This window comes from Ideonella alba, from assembly GCF_018069845.1.
Lineage (GTDB): Bacteria > Pseudomonadota > Gammaproteobacteria > Burkholderiales > Burkholderiaceae_C > Ideonella > Ideonella alba.
In genome coordinates this window covers 389,022-407,370 of record NZ_JAGQDD010000001.1, presented here as the reverse complement: position 1 = coordinate 407,370, position 18,349 = coordinate 389,022, and the positions used below count along the sequence as shown (strand labels likewise).

15 protein-coding genes are annotated in these 18,349 nt (G+C 55.3%); 10 read left to right on the top strand and 5 right to left on the bottom strand.

Annotation, left to right across the window (positions count from 1 at the left end; all coding sequences use genetic code 11):
- The first annotated feature begins 106 nt into the window (after window positions 1–106).
- From gmd to KAK03_RS01665, 10 genes are all read left to right on the top strand, one after another.
- Window positions 107–1,255, top strand: coding sequence for a GDP-mannose 4,6-dehydratase (gene gmd / locus KAK03_RS01710; protein ID WP_210851442.1), 1,149 nt, complete (start codon window positions 107–109; stop codon window positions 1,253–1,255).
- Between the two features lie 60 nt (window positions 1,256–1,315).
- Window positions 1,316–2,524 carry a hypothetical protein gene (locus KAK03_RS01705; protein ID WP_210851441.1) on the top strand — a complete coding sequence of 403 codons (1,209 nt, stop codon included), beginning with the start codon at window positions 1,316–1,318 and terminating at the stop codon, window positions 2,522–2,524.
- A complete protein-coding gene (locus KAK03_RS01700) occupies window positions 2,508–3,791 on the top strand; it encodes a polysaccharide biosynthesis protein (RefSeq protein WP_210851440.1) in 1,284 nt (427 codons plus the stop codon). Before KAK03_RS01705 ends, KAK03_RS01700 begins: the two co-directional genes overlap by 17 nt.
- A 6-nt stretch (window positions 3,792–3,797) precedes the next feature.
- Window positions 3,798–4,766 carry a hypothetical protein gene (locus KAK03_RS01695; protein WP_210851439.1) on the top strand — a complete coding sequence of 323 codons (969 nt, stop codon included), beginning with the start codon at window positions 3,798–3,800 and terminating at the stop codon, window positions 4,764–4,766.
- A 3-nt stretch (window positions 4,767–4,769) separates the two neighbouring features.
- Complete coding sequence (locus KAK03_RS01690; protein WP_210851438.1) at window positions 4,770–6,011, top strand: hypothetical protein; 1,242 nt, start codon at window positions 4,770–4,772, stop codon at window positions 6,009–6,011.
- Between the two features lie 98 nt (window positions 6,012–6,109).
- Window positions 6,110–6,901: a glycosyltransferase family 2 protein gene (locus KAK03_RS25500; protein ID WP_210851437.1), complete on the top strand. Its 792-nt coding sequence runs from the start codon at window positions 6,110–6,112 to the stop codon at window positions 6,899–6,901.
- The gene (locus tag KAK03_RS01680) at window positions 6,901–8,274 is read left to right on the top strand and encodes a hypothetical protein (protein ID WP_210851436.1); all 1,374 of its coding nucleotides are present in this window, start codon (window positions 6,901–6,903) and stop codon (window positions 8,272–8,274) included. The genes KAK03_RS25500 and KAK03_RS01680 overlap by 1 nt, the downstream gene beginning before the upstream one ends.
- The gene (locus KAK03_RS01675; RefSeq protein ID WP_210851435.1) at window positions 8,274–9,620 is read left to right on the top strand and encodes a phosphotransferase; all 1,347 of its coding nucleotides are present in this window, start codon (window positions 8,274–8,276) and stop codon (window positions 9,618–9,620) included. Before KAK03_RS01680 ends, KAK03_RS01675 begins: the two co-directional genes overlap by 1 nt.
- Complete coding sequence (locus tag KAK03_RS01670) at window positions 9,610–10,878, top strand: glycosyltransferase family 4 protein (RefSeq protein WP_210851434.1); 1,269 nt, start codon at window positions 9,610–9,612, stop codon at window positions 10,876–10,878. The genes KAK03_RS01675 and KAK03_RS01670 overlap by 11 nt, the downstream gene beginning before the upstream one ends.
- Window positions 10,879–10,949: 71 nt before the next feature.
- Window positions 10,950–12,062, top strand: coding sequence for a glycosyltransferase family 4 protein (locus KAK03_RS01665; protein ID WP_210851432.1), 1,113 nt, complete (start codon window positions 10,950–10,952; stop codon window positions 12,060–12,062).
- 294 nt (window positions 12,063–12,356) lie between these two features.
- On the opposite strand, the gene KAK03_RS01660 is transcribed toward KAK03_RS01665, so the two are convergent.
- The 5 genes from KAK03_RS01660 to KAK03_RS01645 form a co-directional block, all read right to left on the bottom strand.
- Entirely contained in the window at window positions 12,357–13,112 is a 756-nt protein-coding gene (locus KAK03_RS01660) for a WecB/TagA/CpsF family glycosyltransferase (RefSeq protein WP_210851429.1), read from the bottom strand.
- Between the two features lie 35 nt (window positions 13,113–13,147).
- Window positions 13,148–14,086, bottom strand: a complete 939-nt coding sequence (locus tag KAK03_RS01655; RefSeq protein ID WP_210851427.1) for a GDP-L-fucose synthase family protein — start codon at window positions 14,084–14,086, stop codon at window positions 13,148–13,150.
- 23 nt (window positions 14,087–14,109) lie between these two features.
- Window positions 14,110–16,368 carry a GumC family protein gene (locus KAK03_RS01650; protein ID WP_210851425.1) on the bottom strand — a complete coding sequence of 753 codons (2,259 nt, stop codon included), beginning with the start codon at window positions 16,366–16,368 and terminating at the stop codon, window positions 14,110–14,112.
- 277 nt (window positions 16,369–16,645) lie between these two features.
- The gene (locus tag KAK03_RS25250; RefSeq protein WP_259375456.1) at window positions 16,646–16,771 is read right to left on the bottom strand and encodes a hypothetical protein; all 126 of its coding nucleotides are present in this window, start codon (window positions 16,769–16,771) and stop codon (window positions 16,646–16,648) included.
- A 174-nt stretch (window positions 16,772–16,945) separates the two neighbouring features.
- Complete coding sequence (locus tag KAK03_RS01645; RefSeq protein ID WP_210851423.1) at window positions 16,946–18,115, bottom strand: nucleotide sugar dehydrogenase; 1,170 nt, start codon at window positions 18,113–18,115, stop codon at window positions 16,946–16,948.
- Between the last annotated feature and the right edge of the window lie 234 nt (window positions 18,116–18,349).

Genomic DNA, 18,349 nt, shown 5'->3' with positions numbered 1-18,349 from the left:
ACCTCAAGGCGTGTTGAGCGTGCTAGGCCTTGAGACAGACAGCTCAAGAAAGTACCGAGCGACAGCCTAGTTATCACCTGTTTCATACCCTAACTCGAAACTACAAATGTCACCTGCTGCAGCATCAAACACAAAGGTCGCTCTCATCACCGGAGTAACCGGTCAAGATGGCGCTTATCTCGCAGAGTTCCTATTGAACAAGGGCTACGTTGTACACGGTATCAAGCGTCGCAGCAGCTTGTTTAATACTGATCGCATCGACCATCTATATCAAGATCCCCACGAGACTGGTCGAAAGTTCATTTTGCACTATGGTGACCTGACGGACTCGACAAGTTTGGTGCGCATTGTCAAGCAGGTACAGCCCGACGAGATCTACAACCTTGCTGCTCAGAGCCACGTGGCAGTGAGCTTCGAGGAACCAGAATACACGGCAAACGCCGACGGCATTGGGGCACTCCGCCTGCTTGAGGCCATTCGCATCTGCGGCTTGGAAAAGAAGACACGTTTTTACCAAGCCAGCACTAGCGAACTCTACGGCTTGGTACAAGAAATTCCCCAAAAGGAAACTACACCCTTTTATCCCCGAAGCCCGTACGCTGTAGCCAAGATGTATGCCTACTGGATCACCGTCAATTATCGAGAGGCCTACGGAATATACGCTTGCAACGGTGTTCTGTTTAATCACGAAAGCCCACTTCGTGGCGAGACGTTCGTGACTAGAAAAATCACCCGGGCCATAAGCCGTATCGCCTTGGGTTTACAAGACTGTCTGCACCTTGGAAACATGAGTGCCCTTCGAGATTGGGGACATGCCCGCGATTACATCGAAATGCAATGGCTGATGCTTCAACAATCCCAAGCCGAGGATTTTGTTATCGCCACCGAAATTCAGTATAGCGTGCGCCAATTCGTCGAATTTGCAGCAAGCGAGCTCGGCATCACACTGGAATTTACCGGAAAAGGTGAACAAGAAATCGGAACAGTAAGTTCAATTCATCAGGTAGCAGGTGAAGTCAAAGCACGCTGCAAGCCTGGCGATGTCATTGTTCGAGTTGATCCCCGCTATTATCGCCCGACCGAAGTTGAGACCCTTCTTGGCGACCCAACCAAGGCAATGGAAAAATTAGGTTGGACTCCAAAGACTACGCTACCCGAACTGGTCAGAGAAATGGTCGCAGCAGATTACCTAACCGCCAAGAAAGATAGCTTGATTAAGCTGGCAGGATTTCAGGCCTTTGATCATCACGAATAAGCCCACCGACAGCCAGTAGCAGACATTGAGGCAATAGACTGTCAGCACGAGAGACCTAAGGTGCAAGAGAAAAATGAACCCATTGTCGGCGTCTACTGCGAGTCAGCGCCCCTGGCCGAGCAATATGTCACCTATGGACTACAAAGAGCCCTAGTACCTGTTGTTCTCAGTTTAGGCTCAATCATCGACAAAGTCTACATTTTCCCAAGGGATGGATTTGTCCGATCGCACCGAATACTACCGGAGGTGAGGGCAAAGGTAACCGTAGCCAACAATTTCGCTGCAAAAGTTGCCGCCCGCCTTGAAAGCAAGCATCCTACATTGGCCCTTAAAATTTTCTCTCTCGCCATGGCGATGGCTGAAAAAGCGGCCAGTCCAAATGGAGCAGCGAAATATATCATAGGGGTGATCGGCGCAAACACCCAGTCACTGATTCGGGCAAACGAGTTCGCCAAGCGTCAGTCAGCGACGCTTTTATGCTACTTCGTGGATGAAATTGATCACCCCAAAGCATCCACTTCCAATCGACGCAGTGAAAGCAATTCACTATTGGATAGTCTTGGCGTCGAAAGACGCAGCATAAAAGGGTTTTCTATAACCCAAGAACTGGCAGCCCTTCTGAAATCAAGACACGGGTTCGAAACAACCGCACTACCCTTGCCTTACATCATCAGTGAGCCTGAGCGAGAAAAAATCTCTCAACAAAGAACTCGCGCGGATCAATTAATTTATATTGGCGCTCTTAACTTCCTATATAAGTCAAGTCTTGCCACAATAGTCAATGAACTTTTAAAGTACAACATCAATAGAACTTGCCCGACCAAGCTTCGATTAACCGTTACCAGAGATATTGCAGAACGCCAACTTGGCCCCTTACCGGATTGGGTAATTTGCGAACCAATACCTGAGCGTATTCGAATGCTGGAGGAGATCGCCAAGTCCAGGGCAGCGCTGATGCCCTGTTCATTTGACGCGGAGTCTGCCTCAATGGTATCGACATCCTTCCCATCAAAGTTCTTGGATTATCTCGCCGCAGCACGAGATATTTACGTTCTCGCCCCAAGCTATTCAAGTATCGCGAAGTACCTCAAGAGTCTGCCGGAGATTGGTGTAGAGCACGAACCAAGCAGCATTTCCAGTTTTCTATCAAAATCAGACGAATACCAGCCTGGCCGGTTTCAGGCAGTGCTTGAACAACGACATTCACTTCACAGGTTTGCGGCAGCGGCAAAGGGGATCATTCAGAATTCACATGCAAGTCCCCAATAAACGCGCTTTAGCTTCGTGGCTATATATAGCAACCACCGGCGCGAGCGGCTTGCTCTTGCTAGTGGTTGCTGCTAGATATTTGACGCCCGACGTAGCCGGAATGTGGTTTACATTGCAGGCAACAACCTCCTTTGTGATGTTAGCTGAGTTGGGACTTGGTTATACCCTGATGCGCGAGGTCGCGTATTCAAAGGCAGGGGGGGCAGACCCAAGGCTCAGAGGAACTCACTCCAAGACGGTGCTTAAATTTTTAAGTCTGTCTCTGACTGCCGCGACTTTTATAGGCGCGATCATCTGGTACTACTTTACAAAAAATCAAAGCTCAACAAATGCCTCAACGCAATACAGCTTGTCCCACTTATGGTTACTATATCTTCCCACAGCACTGCTAAATTTGATAGCTATTCCTATTAGGTCCCTACTTGAAGGTAGCGGCCTGTTACACCTTGAGCGATCTTCGGCAATTTTTTCCCACTTCATTCAAACATTATTTATCCTGTTGGCCGCCATGATTTTCGGCGACCCCGCCCTGATGTGCCTCTCGACAGGGCTAGCGGCACTTGTAAATATTGCCGCACTCGTGGGAATTGCCGTATGGAGGAAGAGCAGCCTTGTATTAAGCGGCAGGCCAAGCCTTTCCTTTCGAAGTCTACTTAGCGCATCACTTGACTTTTTCTCCGTAAGTTTAGGCGCAGCGCTTACAAAATTTGCCTTTGCACCGCTACTAGCAGTGAATGTTGGCGCCGCGGAGTTGGCGCCAGTTTTCTTCGTCATAAAGATCTTTGCCGCGCTCGCCAATGCGGTTGCGGTTCTGGTTAATTCAGAACGCGCACGTTTGGCAACACTTTATGCCGAAGCACGTCATGTTGAAGTTAAAGAACTGTATCGACGGATTATGAGGAAGAGCCTCGTATCCTCCGCCGCACTCGGGATTATAGCCTCCATTGTACTTGTCTATTCTCCGGCCATTCTCGCCGGAAAAGCATACGAGGTCCATTGGTGGGTCCTGGCCCTACTCTGCATTGATTTCATACTTAACAACTGCGCCTCAGTCTCGGCAAGCTTCGTTAATTCTTGCAATAGGAATCCATTCAAGCTCTCTGTGTTTTCATCTGGACTTCTGTCAGTTGGCTTACTGCTAGTTCTCATGCCGGCGATTGGGGGCGAAGCTGCGGTATTGGCACAGCTTCTTAGCGGGGCGATGACGTCCTATTGGTACAACAACTATCAGGCAGCCAAGACTCTAGCTGAGTTCAAGCATGGCTAGGCTCTCATGAAAGAAGCCTACAACAGGCATCATCCGCCACCTCAGTTGCCTAGGACCTACAGTGCACCGATTCAGAGCCAGGTCCACTTTCTCACCTTTGCTGGAGGCGACGATATTTTCCGCCGGCAAGTCCAACGTATAGAACGCGAAGCCAAGGAGCTTGGATGCTTTGATTCTATACACGCGCTTACTGATGTTTCGGACCACCCCTGGGTGCAACGGCTTCTGCTTGAGCACGGGCCTTTTCTTCGCACCCACAAAAAGGGCTTTGGCCTTTGGCTCTGGAAACCTTACTTGGTTCACAAAGCGATTCGAGCGATTGGCGATGGTGACCTCTTGGTCTACATGGACAGTGGGTGCGAGTTGAGCCAAAGTGGACAAAATGTCTTTACAGAGTACCTTCGTTACGCCAATGTTAACGAAGCAATGCTGTGGGAGATTCCATTCATTGAGCGCGATTGGACAAGTAGCTATCTCATTGAGAGTTTAGCTGTCCCTTCGGAATATCAAGCATCTCGTCAGATTCAAGCCACCTGGTTCATCATCAAACGCACTCAGCGGACATTGGATCTGACTGATCGGTGGCTGAACCTCTGCTTGTTAGGGAGCAGCGAATATCTCATTGGGGCACCGACAGACCCAAATACTGGCTCGTCAAACCTAAGTTTTCTGACAAACCATAGGCAAGATCAGTCAATATTCTCTCTTCTTTGCAAAATGCATAAATTGCGACCGCTGCCCTGGCAGGATCGATTTGCACCTTGGCTGTATGTTCGGGGTTCATGGATCTTTCAGTTTCCAGTTCATGCGCGCCGATGCAAGCGTAATGGTGTCGTGCACAGGCTAAGCACCATGGGTACACTTTTTGATGGCAAACTGTCTCGAATCGAATTCATGACTAGAGTCATCGCCGCACGCCTCCTATATGCTTTACTGACGGCGGCTCGAATTATTATGAAACCCCTCCGGAGTTAGCTGGTGCACTTCGAACTCTCTCAGGCCAAGCGAAGAGCCGCTCTCGGCATAACTCAGATTGCCACAGGCCTCTTTCTAACTCTAGTCTTTTTGGATCTTCTTACTTACAGGGCATGGCAGGGAGATTCCATTGTCAAGACCATAAGCTACTCTTTTAGGTGGGGGGTTTCCATATTTGCATTGGCCTTTTGTGCAATTTATCTGGCACGACTGCGCGGAATACCTCTCGTGTTTACCCCTACCGCATTATTTTGTGGACTTGTTGTTGCGTGGTTTTTCATCTGGTTGATAGAGAGGAATGCGCAGTTGGGGTGGGTTGCAATACTACTGAATCCCAGTTACTCTCTCCCAACTTGGATGCTCATTCTCTGGATCATGTTGAGTTCGGTGACCGGAGTGGGCAGAGCAGTTCTATCCTCTTGTACTGGACCATTTCGCTGGTTTGCACTGCTATCGATAGTCATAGCCACGACAATAGAAATTCGCAGCCCCCTCGGGCTATACCTTCCGTCATTGTCGATCTTGGTGCTGTACGCTGCAATCGCCAGACCTATAAACTCTAACCAGGAGCTTTTGTACACTCTACTTGGTCCGGCAGTTGTTCTCGCATGCATGGCCGCCACCGGATATCGCACCTATATGTTGGCCGCAATCTTGGTTTGGCCACTGCGGTTGTTTTTATCGCGGATGTCACGGTGGCGTGTCTTGTTGGTGCTGCTTGGATTGTTTTCCCTGCCATTCGTCTATGCCTGGATCGTATCCGACGGATTACTGGAAAGGCTTTTAGACCAAAATGCTCTGCTTGTTGATACCAGAACCTTTCTTTTCCAAGAACTCTGGGATGACTATTCATTTCAAGAGATCTTGATAGGCAGGGGTATAGATGGAACTTACTATAGCCCATACTTTTATGCGCTGACGAGAACGCAGGATTTACTGGAGGCCGACTACTATATTCGATCCGGCTCGGAGGTCGGTTGGATCAATATTATTATTAAGTTCGGTTTCGTTGGACTATTCCTCTTCTTAGGCCAAATTTTGCTCAGCCTGTGGACCGCAAGTCGCGAGAACAGCAATAAGGACGACGAACAACTCGGCGCGCTGCGCTTTGTTTTGCTTATGCTGTTCATATTTTGTATTGAATTACCAGCCTCCATAACGGCACCCTATGTGCTGTGGTACGTCGCGGTTGGTCATTTGTTGCGGAGAGCGTCGGGAGTCGGAACTAGATATTTTCGAGTCTAGTTCCAGAAACCACAAGAAGGGAAACCATCTTCATCTCATACGATAGTCTCTCTATTTTCTGATGCTCCTTATATTTCTATCGGAGTGATTCCTAGGTGATGTTCTCAATAGTCACGCCCTCATATAACCAGGGCGTCTTTATTAGAAAATGCATTGATTCGGTTGCTCAGCAGTCCAGTCACGTTGAGCTTGAGCATCTAATATTTGACAATGAATCATCAGATACCACTCAGCAGATACTGCTTGAGTGCTCAGCTGACATCAGATACTCGCATCTGAAAATTTCTATCGAGCGGGATCGAGGACAGACACACGCAATCAACAAAGGCTTCCGATCTGCACAAGGTGATATCCTTTGCTGGCTTAATACTGACGAGTTCTATCACGAGCGATCGCTTGCGCTTGTCCAACGCTTTTTCGCGGAGCATCCGGAGGTCGATGTCGTCTTCGGCGATGTGGAGTTTGTGGATGCCAGCTCGGCCACTTTGAGATTCAAGAGTGAGTCAGATTACTCTTGGCATATGCTCCTCTACTATGGATGTTTTATTCCTAGCTGCAGCACTTTTGTAAGGCGAACGGCGCTTATGCGGTCAGGCTTTCTTGATGAGAGACTTAAGGTTGTCATGGACTTTGAGTGGTACTTGCGACTAGCTCAGTCTGGCGCTAAGTTCGCGCCACTTAAAGAGGTTTTGGCCTCATTCACTTGGCATGAAACGAATATAAGCTCCACTTTTGAAGCGAAGCGAAAGGCCGAGCGATTGGAAGTGCAGTTGCGATACAGTCGACTTCCATTGCCGGATTCAATACGCCCGATAGTATTTTCATTGTTGAAATATTATTGGATGGGTGTCCGGTCCTTTCGACGATGGAACGTCAGGCGAGATCGTTGATGATTACCCACCCCTCCTTGGCAGTTGACCCTGAATCGGCATTTCTTCTGCGGATATTTTATCTCTTTAAAGAGCACGGTATTCGATATGCGGTGATGCGGAATTATTTCTCGCTGCCGAATTCTGCTGGTGGTAGCGACCTCGATATTCTGTGTCTTGATGCTGATCTTGTCTCTGCCCAGAATTTGTTGCAACGAGCCGCCGAAGATGCTGAGGGGGTTTGTATTGGCACGGCCGAAAGCCCTGATGTTGTCAAGACACATTATCTAGGACGATCCGCAGACTTCGCTTCGGGATGGTGGGGACTGAAAGTGGATCTATTTCCAGGATTCCGCTTCTGTGGCTTGCCTCTTTTGACTGATGACTGGCACCATACAGAGGTCTATCACGGTGCGGTTCGAGTTCTTCCTGATGGTCTGTCTGGTTTATTGGGTGTGCTGAAGGAAGTCTTGAATAATGAAATACTTCCGGAGCGCTACGTGGGAGCCGCCCGTGCGGCACACGTCAGAGACTGGCCTAGGATGCGAGCACTCTTGACGCCGATGGGAGAGAGGGCGCTACAGTTACTGGAACAGCTGCTTGACGCGTCCTGTGATACAGAAGTCAGGCCTGCGCTGTGCCGTCAGTTGCGGCGAGCTTTTATGGTACATGCTCTAACCCGCCGTCCATTTCAGACGATGGATAATTTGGTTCGTTTTCAGTACAGCAAGGTTTTCAGATATGTTAGACCTTCGGGTTTGATGCTTGCTGTGCTAGGTGTGGATGGCGCAGGAAAGTCCACCGTCATTGAAGCGATCAAACCGGCGTTGGATGACGCGACACACCATGCACTGATGATTGAACATTTGCGTCCCGCATTACTGCCGCCGCTGGGTCGCCTTAAGGGGGGCGGGCAGACGAGCGGTCCCGTTACAGACCCACATGGTCAGACACCTTCGGGCTTGGTGTTGTCGCTATTTCGGCTTTTTTATTTGACTCTTGACTACATTCTGGGATATTGGATATTGATCCGACCGCAAATCTCTAGGCTTCCGAATGTCGTGATATTCGATCGCTATGCGTATGACATAGCAATTGATCCACGTCGATTTCGAATTAAGTTACCGCAGGCGGTCATTCGAGCATTGGTTCGGTTTGCGCCCCGCCCTGACTTGGTGGTGTGCCTTCATGGTTCAGCCGAGGCGATCGCGCAACGAAAGCATGAGCTTTCGGTTGACGAGACATCTCGTCAGATCTCGGCACTTCTCGCCTTTGCCGCGCGCACCCGGACAGCGGTGCTAATTTCTACGACACAAGGCATTGAGGAAACCCGAGACCTGGTGTTGGGTGCAATTGTTGGTGCGTTGAAGGCAAGGAATCACCCTAGGTCATGATGGATGATGTGGAGATTCATGCGGACTACACCTTCGCTTGGCGTTGGCTCTTGCCCGCTGCACCTAATGTTGTGTGCACTGGAGACGAGGCCGTAGATCGGTTGCTCCTGGCCAGCGTACGTGGGCAAGGTGACGAAGCCGGTGTTGTCGCATTAATCGATGCTGATGCATGCCTTCGGGCAGGAACGGTGGGGGAATTGAATGTAGTAATGAGTTCTTACTCCATCGCCATCTATGGGTCGCCCAAAGCAGTGGAGCGGTTGTCGCGGGCCATTGGATTGTCACGGACCTTTGGAATGAAGAATGCCCACGTCAGCGACTACGGCTTGCTTCCCCCCAGTGCGCCACGGGTTGTAGTACCGCTATCAAACAGGGCTTCAGCACTTCAGGGCTTGTCTCTCCACAACCCTGGCAGCCGTCATGGACAGTGGGCTGTGTGGGTTCTTCGGCGATTGACGGCATGGGGATTTCTTGCGCCACTCAAGGGCAAAATGCTTCGAATCGCCTCCTCGGCTCCGGTACAGCCTTGGGTGCTAAGAAACTCATCGTTCAACGTGCTCCCCGGTGACGACTATGCCCTGTATCTTGGCGCAAAAGGTTCGAATCGCAAGACGGTTGCGCTCCCGGTAAACCCACAGCAAGCACCCGAACGAGTCATCAAAACAGCGGAACAGTCTATCCCCAGAATTAAGCTGGCCAACGAGGCGATAATGCTTAAGCGACTCGCGGAAACTCCGCTGGCGATTCACGTACCGGCGCTTTACTCCTTTCACGAAAATGATTCCGCCACCATAATCGTGCAAGAGTACCGCAGCGTTGAGCCAATAAAGGCGCTGCAGAAGCAACAGGCTGCAATTGAGTTCCTCAATTTGATGCATTCAACCGGTACGACTTGGGTATCGCTTGGCGACATGATCGCTGATGAGGCGCCCGAACGCACGGTTCACATCAAAGAGCGGAGGGACACACTTCGCTTTTTGAAGAGACATGTGACAGGTTTGCCTGTACCCATTGGTCTCGTTCACGGCGACTTTGCGCCTTGGAACTGCGGTCTTGCTGCAGGACGTCTGCTGGTGTACGACTGGGAGGAGGGAGATTTAAAGGGTTTGCTCCTTGACGACGCCTTTAGTTACGCCGTGCTACCCCTTATCTTGGTTCATCACATTAAAGACACTCACCTGTTGGCGCAAAGGGCCATTGACCTGGCCAAGAGTCTTCGTGTCGCGAGAACCCTTGACCCTCGTGTGATTCGAGCATGCCTTGTTTATTGGAGCTTGCGGCGGCCCGCATACTTTTTTCCGGAAATATTTACTCAAATCGCCGTGGAGGTGAGCGATGGCCTCTAACGCTTCAGATACCGAGCGCGAGCTACGTATTCTGGTGAATGCTTATACATGCAACCCTTACCACGGGTCTGAACATTCAGTAGGCTGGGGCTTCATCCAGGAACTCGCTAGGCGTCATCGTGTCTGCGTGATTGCGGAAAAAGAGAACTGCCAACGCGACATTGAACGCTTTTTGGCAAACTGCCCAGAACTGGCTCAAAGGGCGGAGTTTCATTTCATCGAAAAGCAGCGCCGACGTCTGTTGCGCAAGCTCTGGCCACCATCCTACTACCGCTACTATCGAAAGTGGCATCTTGAAGCCTTGAATCTGGCGAGACATTTGCACGCTAAGGAGCCATTTGATCTGGTGCATCAGCTCACCATGGTGGGCTACCGCGAGCCAGGCTACCTGTGGAAGCTAGGCGTTCCTTTTGTGTGGGGGCCTATTGGTGGTATGGGTTCATTCCCTTGGCGATTCCTCCCTTCGCTTGGTCTGTACGGCGCGCTCTATTATTCAGCTTACAACCTGGTCAATGCGTGGCAAGAACGATTCGCGCCCCGTCCGAAGCTTGCTGCTGCTGCGGCTGGACCATCTTTGATTTCGGCCACCCCGGAAGACCAGACTGGTACGATGACGCACTGGCATAGGCCCAGTCACCTGTTGGCGGAGGTTGGACTCCCCGCCCACACTAAGGACACTCCGACCTACCGCAATAGCGATGAGCCTCTGCGTGTGGTATGGAGTGGCCTGCACATTCCCAGGAAGGCATTGCCCTTAGGTTTGAAGGCATTGTCCATTTTGCCGCCCAATATTGATTGGACCCTTGATATTCTTGGCAAGGGTCGAGAAACAAGGGCCTTGCAGCGGCTGGCTGAGAACCTGGGGATTGGCTCTAGATGTCGCTTTCATGGATGGATTGAACGACGTGTGGCTATTGATGTCATGCACCGGGCGCACGTGATGCTGATCACCAGCCTGCGCGATTTGACATCGACCGTCACAGTTGAAGCACTGGCCGCTGGCTTACCGGTTATTTGTCTCGATCATTGTGGCTTTTCATCAGCAATTGATGAAACTTGCGGTATCAAGGTGCCGGTCACTACCCCAAACGCGGTGATAGATGGTTTTCGTGATGCGCTCATTCAAATGGCGGACGAGACCCGTCGTAGAGATCTAGCAGATGGCGCCCTTAGGCGCTCAAGATTGTTCGACTGGCGCTTGAAGGTGGACCGACTGGAAGAGATCTACCGTATGAGGCTGAGCGTAGACCCGCTATGAGAGTTCTTGTTATTCATAATGCCTACCAGCAGTATGGCGGTGAGGATACCGTTGTTCGAGTGGAGTCAGAGATGCTGTCATCGCATGGCCTATTGGCGGCCTTGCACATCACATCTAATCAGGATATCCAGGGATTCGCAGGTAAAATTTCTGCAGCAGCCGGCGTGGTCTTCTCTTGGACAAGCTATCGTGTGACTCGTCAGCTGATTCGTGATTGCCAGCCCGATGTGGTGCATGTACATAACTTCTTTCCCCGGCTGTCTCCATCAGTCTTCTATGCTTGCAGGGCTGAGGGTATTCCGACTGTTTTGACCCTCCACAACTATCGGATCGTTTGCCCTACCGCCATGTTACTCCACGAAGGGAAGGTCACCGAGCGAAGCCTAACAGAAGGACCTTGGTGGGCATTTCGGCAAAGGGTCTATAGAAACTCATGGGCCGGCACGTTCTTTCTTTGCTTGATGATTTGGTTCCATCAGAGGGCAGGCACGTGGAAGCATAAAGTTGATCGATTCATAGTACTCAGTGAGTTTGGACGTGAGCGCATGAAGGCTGCCGGCATTCCGGCGGAGTTGATGGTTGTGAAGCCGAACTTCGTCGACATTCCTAGACAGGGCGACTATCCACGGGCAGGACTTTTGTTTGTAGGGCGCTTGTCTGCCGAGAAAGGCATCGGCGTTTTGCTGGATGCCGTTGCGAAACTACGTGGCACAGCATCGATCACCGAACGAGACGTGACAATCCTGGGCGGCGGACCGATGGCTAACGTTGTCGCAACGGCCGAGGTGAACGCGCTGGGTCCGAAATCAGGCTCCGAGGTCCGTCAACACATGACCACTGCCGTTGCATTGGTAATGCCCAGCATCTGGTACGAGGGTTTTCCTATGGTGCTGGTAGAGGCCTACGCGTGTGGTCTGCCGATAATAGCCAGTCGTATAGGTGCACTCGCTGAGTTGGTGGAAGATGGGGTCACAGGCCTTTTGAGCGAGCCCGGCAACTCTGACGACTTGGCTGCGAAGATGGAGTGGGCGCTGAACCACCCCGACGAGATCAGACGCATGGGCGAAGCTGCACGGCGGCGCTACGAATCCCTGTACACGCCGTCACGGAATCTCGCGCAATTGACCAGCATCTACGAAGAGGCTATCGCGAACCACCGTGAGGGGCCGCCGAGAGGCGACTAGTCCGGCAGCCTGGACTCCAGTGTGCTGCTCTGTCCTGCCGTGCGGCATAGCGCTAGGACCATTACACCTGAGCATGTTCCGAGCATCAAGCCTGCGATAAACGCTGCAATGATCATTGTGCTGCCCCTTGGCGCTGATGTGATTCAGCACTATCGAGGCGATGCGTGTCTGCAGTGTGACTGCCCTCTAAGCTTCGTCGTCTCGCCGAGCAAACCGAGCCAATTTGATTGGCTCTGTGTGTGAGACGAACACCGAACTTGGCGCGCCAGCGACACAGGTCAGGTTCCATGCGCTTCAGCGCCTTCGCACATAGGTCTGAACCGCTCGGAGAACGAATTGCGTGTTGTTGTAGAGGTATCTTCGCCATAGGCGGCGAGGCTCTGAGGCAAGCCGATGCACCCACTCAAGCCCAGCGCGCTGCATCCACAGGGGCGCTCTCTTGATCGTGCCAGCATGGTAATCGAAGGCAGCTCCCACGCCCACCATTACGGCATGGACGGACTCACGTGACTTGGCCATCCACACCTCTTGCTTCGGACAGCCCAGGCTCACCCAGACGATGCCGGCACCTGATCGATTGATGTGTGCGATGTGCTGCGCGGTCTCTTCTGCTGTCAAGTCTCGGAACGGTGGCGAGATCGAACCGGCAATGGTCAAGTCAGGGAAACGTGTACGCAAGACGGCCTCAAGCCGACGATTGGTGTCTTCAGTGTTGCCATAGAGAAAGATGGAGGGGGCACCTGCTCTGTCGAGCGCCTGACACGTACGCCACATGAGGTCCGGCCCATTGATGCGCTGCTGTCCCCGTGCGCCGGACAGCCGCATGAACCAAGCGACAGGTGCCCCGTCTGCAGTGTTCATGTCTGCACCTTGTAGAACAGCTCCAAACAGCGGATCGTCATGAGCCGTGACTACAGAGTGCGTATTGCAGATGCCGACAACTCTGCCCTCCCGCCGCTCCGCCCAAAGCAATAGGCGAGACACGGCGGTGTCCCATGTCAGCGTATCAATTGGGACCCCCAAGACGCTGACGGTGTTTCGCTCTGCCACCGGGGTCAAACTGCTGCTGACCCTAGCCGTTGTTCTCACCAATGCGCTGCCTCATAGGCAGCCGCAATGCCCTGTCTCAGCTCTGTCTTGGCCGTCCAACCCAAGCCAGTGAGCCTGCCAACATCCATCAGTTTGCGGGGCGTGCCATCCGGCTTGCTGGCATCGAACACGATCTCGCCGGCAAATCCCACCACTTGCATCACGGTCTCGGCCAGTTCGCGGATGGTGACGTCAGTGCCAGTGCCAATGTTCACGAGCGGGCCGTCGTAGCCCATGTTCATCAGATACACGCACGCATCCGCCAAATCATCCACATACAAGAACTCGCGCATCGGCGTACCGCTGCCCCACACGACCAGTTGCTTGTCCCCACGCTGCTTGGCCTCGTGCGCCTTTCGGATCAAGGCGGGCAGCACATGACTGTTGGCCAAGTCGTAGTTGTCATTGGGCCCGTAGAGGTTCGTGGGCATGACGCTGATGTATTGGCGACCGTACTGAGCGTTGTAGGCCTCACACATCTTGATGCCAGCAATCTTGGCAATGGCGTAGGGTTCGTTGGTTGACTCCAGAGGGCCGGTGAGCAGGTACTGCTCCTTCAGCGGCTGGGGTGCCAGCTTGGGGTAGATGCAACTGCTGCCCAGGAACATCAACCGTTTTACGCCCGCCAGATGGGCGCCGTGGATCAGGTTGTTCTGGATGAGCAAATTGTTGTAGAGGAACTCGGCGCGGTAGGTGTTGTTGGCATGGATGCCACCCACCTTAGCAGCAGCGATGAACATGTAGGCAGGCTGATGCTGGGCGAGGTAGGAGTGGACGGCGGGCGTATCCATCAGGTCCAGCTCGGCACGGCCGGGTGCAAGGATGTTGGCGTAGCCGCCGGCTTGCAGGCGGCGCACCAGTGCGCTGCCCACCATGCCGCGGGCGCCGGCCACCAGGATGGGGGCAGTCTTGTCAGGGGTGTAGCTTGTGGTCATCGAAGGGCCCTAAGGCTGAAGATTCAAGAGCGACCCGGATCGACTGCCGCGTCCTTGGCGGCATAACCGGCACCGGCGTAGTTGTAGCCATAGTCGGCCTGGTACTGGCTGTGGTAGCTACCTGCCTTGCTCATGTCCAACTGGTTGAGCACCACGCCCAGCATCTTGGCGCCGGCACGTTGCAGGCGGGTGATGCTCTTGCGCACCATGGGGGTGGGGGTGCTCATGGCCTTGGCCACCAGGATGGTGCTGGTGGCCAGCGGGGCCAGCACCAGCGCTTCAGACACCAGCTCCACGGGTGGTGAGTCAATCACCACAATCTCGAACTGCTCGGTGAGTTGGGCCAACACGGCCTTGAAGCGCTCAGACAGCAACAGCTCCAGCGGGTTGGGCGGCAGGTCGCCCACGGGCATGACCAGCAGGGTGGTGTCGGCCACGGTGTGCAGGCATTCCTGCAAGGTGGCGTCGCCAGCCACCAGGTTGGACAGGCCCTTCAGGCCCGGCGCCAGGTCCAGGCGGCGCGCCACCTGGGGGCGGCGCATGTCGGCGTCAATCAGCAGGGTGCGGCGCGTTTGGGCGTGGGCCAGCGCCAGGTTGATGGAGACGGTGGTTTTGCCCTCACCCGGGATGGTGCTGGTCACCAGCAGGCTCTTGTGGGGCTGGTCGATGTTGCTGAGCAGCACGCCGGTGCGGGCGGTGCGGATGGCCTCGGCATGGGCCGAGTTGGGCTCGTGGATGAACAGCTGGGCCATGGCTGCATGGTCATGCGCCTGCAGGCTAGGCAGTACGGTGAGCATGGGCAGGCGCAGGCGCAGTTCAGCGTCATCGCCACCCTTCAGGGTGTTGTCCAGCTTGTCCAGCAACACCGAGACCAGCGATGCCAGCAGCAGCGACAACACCAGGGCCACGGCCACCAATTGCAGCTTCTTGGGCCGCACGGGCTTGCTGGGGGCTACCGCCGTATCCACCACCCGCGCAATGGCGGCTTGCACTTCACCGGCGATGTCGGTTTCCTTGGCCCGGCTGACAAACATGTTGTAGAGCTCGCGGTTGGATTGCACCTCGCGCTCCAGCACGGCCAGCTGGAATTCCTCTTTGTTCACCTCGGCCACGCCACTGCGGGCGGCGCCCAGGGCGCGCTCCAGACTTTGCTCTGTGGCACGGGCGGCCTGGTATTCGCGGGTAAGGGCGTCTGCGGCCGCAGCCTGCTGGCTACGCAACGTGGCCTTGGCCGATTCCAGCTCGGCCTGCACCTGCAGCAGCAGCGGGCTCTTGGCGCCCTGGGTCTCAGACAGCTGGGCCTGGCGTTGCAGCACCTCATTCACACGGCCTTGGGCCAGGGCCACACCGGCTTCACGCGCCACCCAGGGCACACCGGAAAAATCCCCCTTGGGGGCAGCCTGTACCTGTTGGTAGGCCGATTCCAGTTGCAGCCGACGGGAGCGGGCCTCTACCAACTGCGCATTGGTGCCGCCCACCTGCTGGCCGGCCAGCGTTTGGGCCGAGCCGTCCAGGCTGACGATACCTTTGCTTTGGCGGTAGTCCTGCAGGGCCTGCTCGCTCTTGCTGAGTGCGGTGCGCAGGTCACCCAAGCGGTCTTGCAGGAAGCCGCTGGCCTGCTGGCTCACCTTGAAACGGGCCTCGCGGTCGTTCAGGATGTAGTTCTCAGCCAGCGCATTGGCCAGCCGCGCCGCCAGGGCCGGGTCGGCGCTTTCCACATTCACCTTGGCCAGTTGGCTCAGGCGCACAGGCTCGATGCTGACGTTCTCCATCAGCCGCTTGGTGGCTGCGGCGGCCAGGTCGGCCTCATCCTTGGCGGGCTCGGTGCCCATACCCAATGCTTCTTTCAAGCCATCAAGCAGGCCGGCACCCTTGACGCGCGGGTCGTACTCGGGGTGCTCCCACAGCTTCAGGGCACGCACAGTGCGCTCGGCCACCTCGCGGGATTTAAGGATTTCAACCTGCGTTTGGTAGTGCTCTTTGACCTGGGCACCGGCGCTGTAAATGTCTTGAATGGACACCAGCTTGCCGGGACCCGATTCAATTTGCACCATGGCCGTGGCCTGGTAGATGGGCGTCATGGCCAAAGACACGGCGGCGGCCACCACGGCAGCCACGCCGGCCAGGCTCAGGATGGGCCACTTGCGCTTTTTGATGCTGCGCCAGTGCTCCAGCAGCTCCAGCTTGTGCTCGTCGCTCAGCTGAAAGCCGATGGGCTGGAAGGCGGCGGGGTCGGCCACGTCAGTGCGGGCGGGGGTGGGCGGCAGGCTGGGCAGATTCATGGACATGACTTCGGATGTGCCGCCCCCAAACTTCAGGGGGCGACACCTCAGGGCCCGCAGGCAGTGCCTGTGGCCCGAGATGGGGACGAGAACCTGGCCAGGGCGCCCCACCGCCAAAACGTGGGCCGCACAGGCCCTACGCGGCGTTGCCAGGGCGCTCCTGACCGCAGATTGCGCAGGGAACAGCACCAACGTGGTGCGCTATACCCTCGCAAACCCTGAATGATCGCATGGGCACCGCGCTGGCGGGGCGGGTACACCGGGGGAACCTGTGGGTTCAGGTGGCAGACCGCACGGGTTGGGTGGTGTCTTGCGCGGCCTTGGCGGGTTCGGCCTGCACGCTGACCAGGCCGATCAGGCCCAGGGCCAGCACGGCCACCAGGGCCAGTTTGGCGTTTCTCATGTTGTACTTCCCTCTATTGACTTCGTTGGCTGCCGGGCAATAGCCGCAGCGTTACAGAAGTTAGCAATAGCCGGGCCAGCCGACCATCACTTGAATGGAGGAGGTCGGGGCCTTTCAATCGTCACAGCCGTGACTTAAATCACGCCCAGGCAGGGCCCGGCAGGGCGATGCGGCTCAGTCGCCGCCGAACAGGTCGCGGGTGTAGACCTTGGCCTGCACGTCGTCCAGCTCGGGCACGCGGCGGTTGGCCACAATCAGGTCGGCCTGGGCCTTGAAGCTGGCCAGGTCGCGCTCCACGCGCGAGTTGAAGAAGCTGCTGTCGGGCAGTGCGGGTTCATAAACAATGACCTCCACGCCCTTGGCCTTGAGCCGTTTCATGATGCCCTGGATGCTGCTGGCGCGGAAGTTGTCAGAGCCGGCCTTCATGATCAGGCGGTAAATGCCCACCACCTTGGGCTGGCGCGCCAGGATGTCAAAGGCCACAAAGTCCTTGCGGGTGGTGTTGGACTCGACGATGGCGTGGATCAGGTTTTGCGGCACATCGCGGTAGTTGGCCAGCAGCTGCTTGGTGTCCTTGGGCAGGCAGTAGCCGCCGTAGCCAAAGCTGGGGTTGTTGTAGTGGTTGCCAATGCGCGGGTCCAGACACACGCCGTCGATGATCTGGCGGGTGTCCAGGCCGTGGGTGGCGGCGTAGGTGTCCAGCTCGTTGAAGTAGGCCACGCGCATGGCCAGGTAGGTGTTGGCGAAGAGCTTGATGGCCTCGGCCTCGGTGCTGTGGGTCAGCAGCACGGGGATGTCTTGCTTGATGGCGCCCTGGCGCAGCAGATCGGCAAAGCGCTGGGCGCGCTCGCTGCGCTCGCCCACCACAATGCGTGAGGGGTGCAGGTTGTCGTACAGGGCCTTGCCCTCGCGCAGAAACTCGGGCGAGAAGATCAGGTTGGGCGTGCCCAGCTCTTGCGCCAGCTTGGCGGTGTAGCCCACGGGCACGGTGCTCTTGATCACCATCACCGCGTTCGGGTTGATGGCCATCACGTCCTTGACCACGGCCTCCACGCTGCGGGTGTTGAAGTAGTTGGTCTCGGGGTCGTAGTCGGTGGGGGTGGCAATCACCACAAACTCAGCGTCGGCATAGGCCTGCTGCTTGTCCAGCGTGAACTGCAGGTTCAGGGGCTGGTGGGCCAGGTAGTGCTCAATCTCGGCATCAGCAATCGGGCTGCGGCGCTGGTTGAGCAGGGCCACCTTGGCGGGGTCAATGTCCAGCGCCACCACGGTGTTGTGCTGGGCCAGCAGGATGGCGTTGGACAGGCCGACGTAGCCGGTGCCGGCGATGGCGATGTGGGTCATGCGCAGTGGAAGGGTTGGGCCGGTCCATCCGGTTCGGCCAATGGGGCAGCGCGGTACTGCAATGCCTGCGGATTGTCGATCACTCAAAGTGATGAAGGCCAGCACTTCCGGGTCAGGGTGTGCGCGGCCCGCGCCACAGTTGGTGGGCAGTCGCCGGACATCCGTCACGCCCGGGGGCCTGACCTGATGCCTGAGTCCGTCACCGCACGGCGAAAATCCGCGCCGGTTTTCGCA